Here is a 6,322-nt window from a genome sequence, read left to right on the forward strand (position 1 = left end):
CCGGTGGATGACGTGCAGGCCCCGCTCCTGCGCTCGTCGGCTGCCGTGTCGTGGTGGTCGAGGTGCCGCGGCCGGTCCGGCCGGAGCCGGTCGATGTCGACACCCTCCTGCGCACCCTCGCCGCCACCGGATCGGAGGCCACGCGGATCATCCCGCCGCGGGCGGACCACGCGATCCCGGCAGGCGCGAAGCGGACGCTCTACCGGATCGCGTCCGGTCAGGTGGACGCCGTGCTCTTCCCGGCCGCGGAGGGTGTGGCCGCGTGGCTGGCAGCCGTCGAACGACTCGGCATGCTCGAGGCGATCCGCGGCCGGACGCAGGCGGCGCGTCTGCTGCTGGTCACGACCGACGTCGCCGCGACCACGAGGCTGGCGGAGAGCGGGCTTCCCGCAGCGACGTCGTGCGGACCCACCGCGGACGACCTCGCGCGCACTGCTCTCGGTCCGCTCGCGCGGGGCGTCACCGAGAGACGGACCGTGATCGGACGCGTGGCCGTGCGCAGCGGGGGCGCGCTGATCGACGGCGGCTTCGTGCCGCTCTCCCGCGGCGCCGTCGGCATCCTCGAAGCGCTGTTGGTCGCCGACGGCCGCGTGCTCACCAGGGCGGAGATCGGCCAGGTTCTTCCCGGCGGTCGACGCAGCGCCCGAGCAGTCGAGGTCGCCGTGGCGCGGCTGCGCGAGTCCCTCGGCGACGCGGATCTGGTGCAGACGGTCGTCAAGCGCGGGTACCGGCTCGCGGTCATCGACGACGAGTGACGGGCCCCGACGCCGAGGAGGTCACTCCGACGGCGTGGCGGGAGCGCTGGGCTCAAGGGTGGGGGTGTCGCTCGGCACCGGGGAAGGAGCGATCGACGAGGAGGGCGACGGCGTCGGCTCCGGTGTGGTCACCTGCGCGTGCACGACCTGGCTGACGATGGCGCCCACGACGATGAGGGATCCGACGGTGACCGCGATGATGTTGTCGCGAGTGCGTCGACGGATCTGGTCCTGGTGCCAGCGGGTGCGAGCGGTGTGCAGCCGGGCGCGCTCCGCCTCGGTGCGTGTCTGCGCCTTCTTGGAACCGCGTGCGGCCATGCCCTGCTTCTCCCGTCCGACGCCGGTCCACGACGTCGCCTGAGAGCCTACCGGGGCCCCGGCCTCGCCTCGTGTCCCCGGCCGCCGTTAGCCTGGAGGAATGTCCTCTCCCTCCGCCCTGCTCTCCGGGCAGACGCCGCTCGCCGTGCGCATGCGCCCGGTGTCGCTGGACGAGGTCGCGGGGCAGCGCCACCTGTTGCGGGCCGGGTCGCCCATCGTGGCCCTCGCCGACCCGGAGGCCAGTTCCCCCGGCGCGGTGTCGATCATCCTCTGGGGCCCGCCCGGCACCGGCAAGACCACACTCGCCCAGGCCATCGCCCGATCATCTGGGCGCCGCTTCGTCGAGCTCTCCGCGATCACCGCCGGCGTCAAGGACGTGCGGGAGGTCATGCAGGAGGCGATCACGCAGCGCGACCTGTACGGGCAGACGACGATCCTGTTCCTGGACGAGATCCACCGCTTCACCAAGGCACAGCAGGACGCGCTCCTGCCCGGCGTGGAGAACGGGTGGGTCATCCTCATCGCCGCGACCACGGAGAACCCCTCGTTCTCGGTGATCTCGCCCCTGCTGTCCCGGTCGCTGCTGCTCACGCTGCAGCCGCTCACCGATGACGACATCGGCGTGCTCGTGGACCGCGCGGTGTCGGATGCCCGCGGACTCTCCGGTACGGTCGCGCTCAGCGACGAGGCGCGGTCGGCCCTCATCCGCCTCGCGTCGGGGGACGCTCGTCGTGCCCTCACCGGACTGGAGGCCGCCGCTGCCGTGGCGCTCTCGCACGCCGCCGCCTCCGAGGCCGACCACGACGGCGAAGACTCGGAGGCGGTCGTCCCGGGGGTCACCGCCGACGATGTGGCGCAGGCCGTCGACAAGGCACTCCTCCGCTACGACCGGCAGGGTGACGAGCACTACGACGTCATCAGCGCCTTCATCAAGTCGATCCGGGGTTCCGACCCGGATGCCGCACTGCACTACCTGGCCCGCATGATCGAGGCGGGGGAGGATCCGCGCTTCATCGCCCGACGGCTCGTCATCTCGGCGTCCGAGGACGTCGGTCTCGCCGACCCTCAGGCGCTCGGCATCGCCGTGGCCGCCGCGGACGCCGTGGCCTTCATCGGAATGCCGGAGGGGCGCATCCCGCTCGCGGAGGCCACCGTGTATCTGGCCACGACCGCGAAGTCGAACGCGGCCTACGTCGGCATCGACGCCGCCATCGCCGATATCCGCGCGGGGGGATTCGGTCGCGTGCCCCTTCACCTCCGCGACGCGCACTACCCCGGGGCGAAGCGCCTCGGGCACGGCCGCGGCTACCGCTACGCGCACGACAGTGAGTACGGCATCGTCCCGCAGCAGTACCTGCCGGACGAGCTTGAGGGCCGGCACTACTACGAGCCGAAGAACCTGGGCGCGGAGCGCGACATCAGCGCGCGGCTGGAGCGTATCCGCCGCATCCTCGGCGACCGCTGAACCGTCGGCCCCGGGCTTCGGCCGCCGTCTGATAGACTTGAGCGGCTCGAAACCGAGTTTTCGGGCATCTCCTCGTTCACTCCCCACCTTGCTGGCGCCCCGGCGTGCGCTCCAAGGCAGAACGCGGGTGATACGTCCGCGAGTCGCGAAAGTCGCGACCGCGTCATCGGAAGGACAGCTTCGTGACCACGAAGTCCCAGGACCGCCGCAAGGTGCGTCTCAGCCGCGCCCTCGGCGTGGCTCTCACCCCGAAGGCCGCCCGCTACCTCGAGAAGCGTCCCTACGCTCCGGGCGAGCACGGCCGCACTAAGCGCAAGGCCGACAGCGACTACGCCGTCCGTCTGCGTGAGAAGCAGCGTCTGCGCGAGCAGTACGGCATCCGCGAGAAGCAGATGCGCAACACGTTCAACGAGGCCCGTCGTCAGGACGGTCTGACCGGTGAGAACCTGGTCGAGCTGCTCGAGATGCGTCTCGACGCCCTCGTGTTGCGTTCGGGCTTCGCCCGCACCACTGCGCAGGCTCGCCAGCTCGTCGTGCACCGTCACATCCTCGTCGACGGCCAGCTCGTCGACCGCCCGTCGTTCCGCGTGAAGCCGGGTCAGCTCATCCACGTGAAGCCCAAGAGCGAGGGCACGGAGCCCTTCCAGGTGGCGGCAGCAGGCGGCCACGCCGAGGTCCTGCCCGCCGTTCCGGGCTACCTCGAGGTCGAGCTCGACAAGCTCCAGGCCCGTCTGGTCCGTCGTCCGAAGCGCGCCGAGGTCCCCGTGACCTGTGAAGTGCAGCTCGTCGTCGAGTACTACGCGGCTCGCTGATCCAGCGGAAGAGCATCAGGCAGGAGGCGTCGGGGTTCCCGACGCCTCCTGTCGTTTCCGCCTACGATGGAGAGACCGCGCCTTCGCGGCTCTAGGGCAAGGATGACGACATGAAGAATGTGCTGTGGTTCCTGATCGGTGTGATCGGCGGCTTCGTCGCGGCTCACTTCATGAACAAGGACCCGCGGGGCCACGACATCCTGGCCGACGTCGACGCCCGCATCAACGGCCTCGCCGCGATCCTCAGCGACGCGTATCGCGCGCAGGAGGCTCGGCTGACCGAGCCGGGCGAGAACTGACCCCCCGCATCTGCGCCTCGGCGCGCCCCCTCACGCAAGGACATCCGGCACTCCTATGAAAACTGCGGAAATCGCGCAGCGCTACCTCTCCTACTTCGAGAAGAACGACCACCTCATCGTCCCCTCGGCATCCCTGGTCAGCGACGACCCCTCGCTGCTGTTCACGGTCGCCGGCATGGTCCCGATGATCCCGTACCTCACGGGCGTGGTCCCGGCGCCGCATCCGCGCATCGCCGACCTGCAGAAGTGCATCCGCACCAACGACATCGAGGAGGTCGGGCGCACCGCGCGTCACGGCACGTTCTTCCAGATGCTCGGTAACTGGTCGTTCGGCGACTACTTCAAGGAAGGCGCGATCCGTTACGCCTGGGAGCTGCTCACGAGCTCGGAGGCCGACGGCGGCCTCGGCTTCGACGAGAAGGACCTCTGGGTCACCGTCTACGAGACCGACGACGAGGCCGAGGCGATCTGGCGCGACATCATCGGACTCAAGCCGGAGCGCATCCAGCGCCTCGGCCGCGCGGACAACTACTGGAACACTGGCCAGCCCGGTCCCGGCGGCCCTGACTCCGAGATCTTCTTCGACCGCGGCCCGGCCTACGGCAAGGACGGCGGCCCCGCCGTCGACGACTCGCGGTTCCTGGAGATCTGGAACCTCGTGTTCATGCAGGACTTCATCGAGAACATTCGTGGCAAGACCGAGTTCGACATTGTCGGCGAGCTGCCGATGAAGAACATCGACACCGGCATGGGACTGGAGCGCGTCGCGTTCCTCAAGCAGGGCGTCGAGAACATGTACGAGACCGACCAGGTGCGTCCGGTGCTCGACCGCGCCGTCGAGCTCTCCGGCCGCCGCTATGGTGCGGTCCACGAGGACGACGTCCGCTTCCGGGTGATCGCGGATCACGTGCGTTCCTCGCTCATGCTCCTCTCCGACGGCGTGCGTCCGTCGAACGAGGGCCGCGGCTACATCCTGCGGCGCCTGATGCGCCGGACCGTGCGCGCCATGCGTCTGCTGGGCGTCGACGACCCCGCGTTCCCCGAGCTGTTCGCCGCCTCCCGCGATGCGATGAAGTCGTCGTACCCGGAGCTGGAGCGCGACTGGTCCGTGCTCTCCTCGGCGGCCTTCGCCGAGGAGGAGACCTTCCGGCGCACCCTGGCCCAGGGGTCGACCATCCTCGACCTCGCCCTGGACGAGACGAAGAAGGGCGGCGGGAAGACCCTCAGCGGCTCCGAGGCGTTCCTGCTGCACGACACCTACGGCTTCCCGATCGACCTCACCCTGGAGGTCGCCGAAGAGGCCGGGCTGGACGTGGACCGCGCCGCGTTCGACTCGCTCATGCAGGAGCAGCGTCAGCGCGCCAAGGACGACGCCCGCAACCGCAAGCGCCAGCTCGCCGACGTCTCGGTGTACCGCGACCTGCGCGCGCTGGGCGAGACGGGCTTCGACGGCTACACGGCCCTCGAGGTGGAGTCCCGCGTGCTCGGCCTGCTCGTCGACGGGGCGCCGGTGCGCAGCGCCGCCGAGGGCCAGATCGCCGAGGTCGTGCTCGCCGAGACGACGCTGTACGCCGAGTCGGGTGGTCAGGTCGCCGACAAGGGCACCATCGTGGGCCCCGGCTACGAGCTCGAGGTGCTCGACGTGCAGCGTCCGGTCCCCGGGCTGATCAGCCACACGGTCGAGGTCTCCCGCGGCACGGTCGCGGTCGATGACATCGCGACGACGATCGTCGACGCCGCGAACCGGCGCGCCGCCCGGCAGGCGCATTCCGCCACCCACCTCGTGCACGCCGCCCTCCGCGACACGCTCGGTCCGACGGCCACGCAGTCCGGGTCGCTCAACCGTGCCGGGTACATGCGGTTCGACTTCGCCTGGTCGCAGGCGCTGTCGAGCGACACCCGCACGGAGATCGAGGAGATCACAAACCGCGCCGTGCAGGACGCCCTCGAGGTGACCACCCGCATCGTGACGCTCGATGAGGCCAAGGAAGCGGGCGCCATGGCGCTCTTCGGCGAGAAGTACGGCGACGTGGTGCGCATGGTCGACATCGGCGGCCCGTGGTCGCGCGAGCTCTGCGCCGGCACGCACGTGTCGACCAGCGCGGAGATCGGCCTGGTCAGCGTGGTGGGGGAGTCCTCGGTCGGCGCCTCCAACCGCCGGATCGAGGCTCTCGTCGGCGCGGATGCCTTCCGCGAGCTCGCGGCGGAGCGGGCTCTCGTCTCGCAGCTCACCGCCTCTCTGAAGACCCCGCGTGAACAGCTCCCGGAGCGGATCGCCGATCTCGCCGCGAGCCTCAAGGCCGCGGAGAAGCGCATCGCGCAGTTCGAGGCGAAGGAGCGGGCGGGGCGCATCCCCGCGATCGCCGAGGCCGCGACGCGCGTCGGGGACTTCCGCGTGGCGGCACAGACGCTGGGTGACGTGGCCTCCGCGGACGATGTCCGCGAGCTCGTCAACGGCGTGCGCGACCGGCTCGGATCCGACCCCGCGGTCGTCGCGCTCGGTGCGGTCGTCAACGGTCGCCCTGTCGTCGTCGTCGCCACGAACGAGGCCGCGCGCGGTGCCGGTGCGAAGGCGGGTGCGCTCGCGAAGCGCGCCGCCGGTCTAGGCTCCGAGCATGGCGATGCGTCCGCCGTGGTTCATGTTGTCGATCATCGCCGGGAGCGCCGACGCCG

The 6,322-nt window shown here is 70.6% G+C and carries 6 protein-coding genes; 5 read left to right on the forward strand and 1 reads right to left on the reverse strand.

Going from position 1 to position 6,322, the window contains the following annotated elements; all coding sequences use genetic code 11:
• Positions 1-53 precede the first annotated feature (53 nt).
• Entirely contained in the window at positions 54-755 is a 702-nt protein-coding gene (locus DW296_RS00120) for a winged helix-turn-helix domain-containing protein (RefSeq protein WP_136050580.1), read from the forward strand.
• Between the two features lie 21 nt (positions 756-776).
• On the opposite strand, the gene DW296_RS00125 is transcribed toward DW296_RS00120, so the two are convergent.
• Positions 777-1,073 carry a hypothetical protein gene (locus DW296_RS00125; protein ID WP_136050581.1) on the reverse strand — a complete coding sequence of 99 codons (297 nt, stop codon included), beginning with the start codon at positions 1,071-1,073 and terminating at the stop codon, positions 777-779.
• Positions 1,074-1,173: 100 nt separating this feature from the next.
• Here DW296_RS00125 and DW296_RS00130 point away from each other — a divergent pair, with 100 nt between their 5' ends.
• From DW296_RS00130 to alaS, 4 genes are all read left to right on the forward strand, one after another.
• Entirely contained in the window at positions 1,174-2,538 is a 1,365-nt protein-coding gene (locus DW296_RS00130; protein WP_136050582.1) for a replication-associated recombination protein A, read from the forward strand.
• Positions 2,539-2,720: 182 nt separating this feature from the next.
• Positions 2,721-3,350 (forward strand): 30S ribosomal protein S4, encoded by a 630-nt coding sequence (gene rpsD / locus DW296_RS00135; protein WP_060922265.1) that lies wholly within the window; start codon positions 2,721-2,723, stop codon positions 3,348-3,350.
• A 110-nt stretch (positions 3,351-3,460) separates the two neighbouring features.
• The gene (locus DW296_RS00140) at positions 3,461-3,649 is read left to right on the forward strand and encodes a hypothetical protein (RefSeq protein WP_136050583.1); all 189 of its coding nucleotides are present in this window, start codon (positions 3,461-3,463) and stop codon (positions 3,647-3,649) included.
• Positions 3,650-3,704: 55 nt separating this feature from the next.
• Positions 3,705-6,322: alanine--tRNA ligase (gene alaS / locus DW296_RS00145; RefSeq protein WP_240742934.1), on the forward strand; the 2,618-nt coding region annotated here is incomplete at its 3' end.

The sequence above is a fragment of the Microbacterium sp. K36 genome, from assembly GCF_004794355.1.
Taxonomy (GTDB): domain Bacteria; phylum Actinomycetota; class Actinomycetes; order Actinomycetales; family Microbacteriaceae; genus Microbacterium; species Microbacterium paraoxydans_D.

What these genes read in the sequence shown, in the direction of transcription:
- DW296_RS00125 (WP_136050581.1), bottom strand. Translation starts at nt 1,073, where the DNA reads ATGGCCGCACGCGGTTCCAAGAAGGCGCAGACACGCACCGAGGCGGAG.
- DW296_RS00130 (WP_136050582.1), top strand. Translation starts at nt 1,174, where the DNA reads ATGTCCTCTCCCTCCGCCCTGCTCTCCGGGCAGACGCCGCTCGCCGTG.
- DW296_RS00140 (WP_136050583.1), top strand. Translation starts at nt 3,461, where the DNA reads ATGAAGAATGTGCTGTGGTTCCTGATCGGTGTGATCGGCGGCTTCGTC.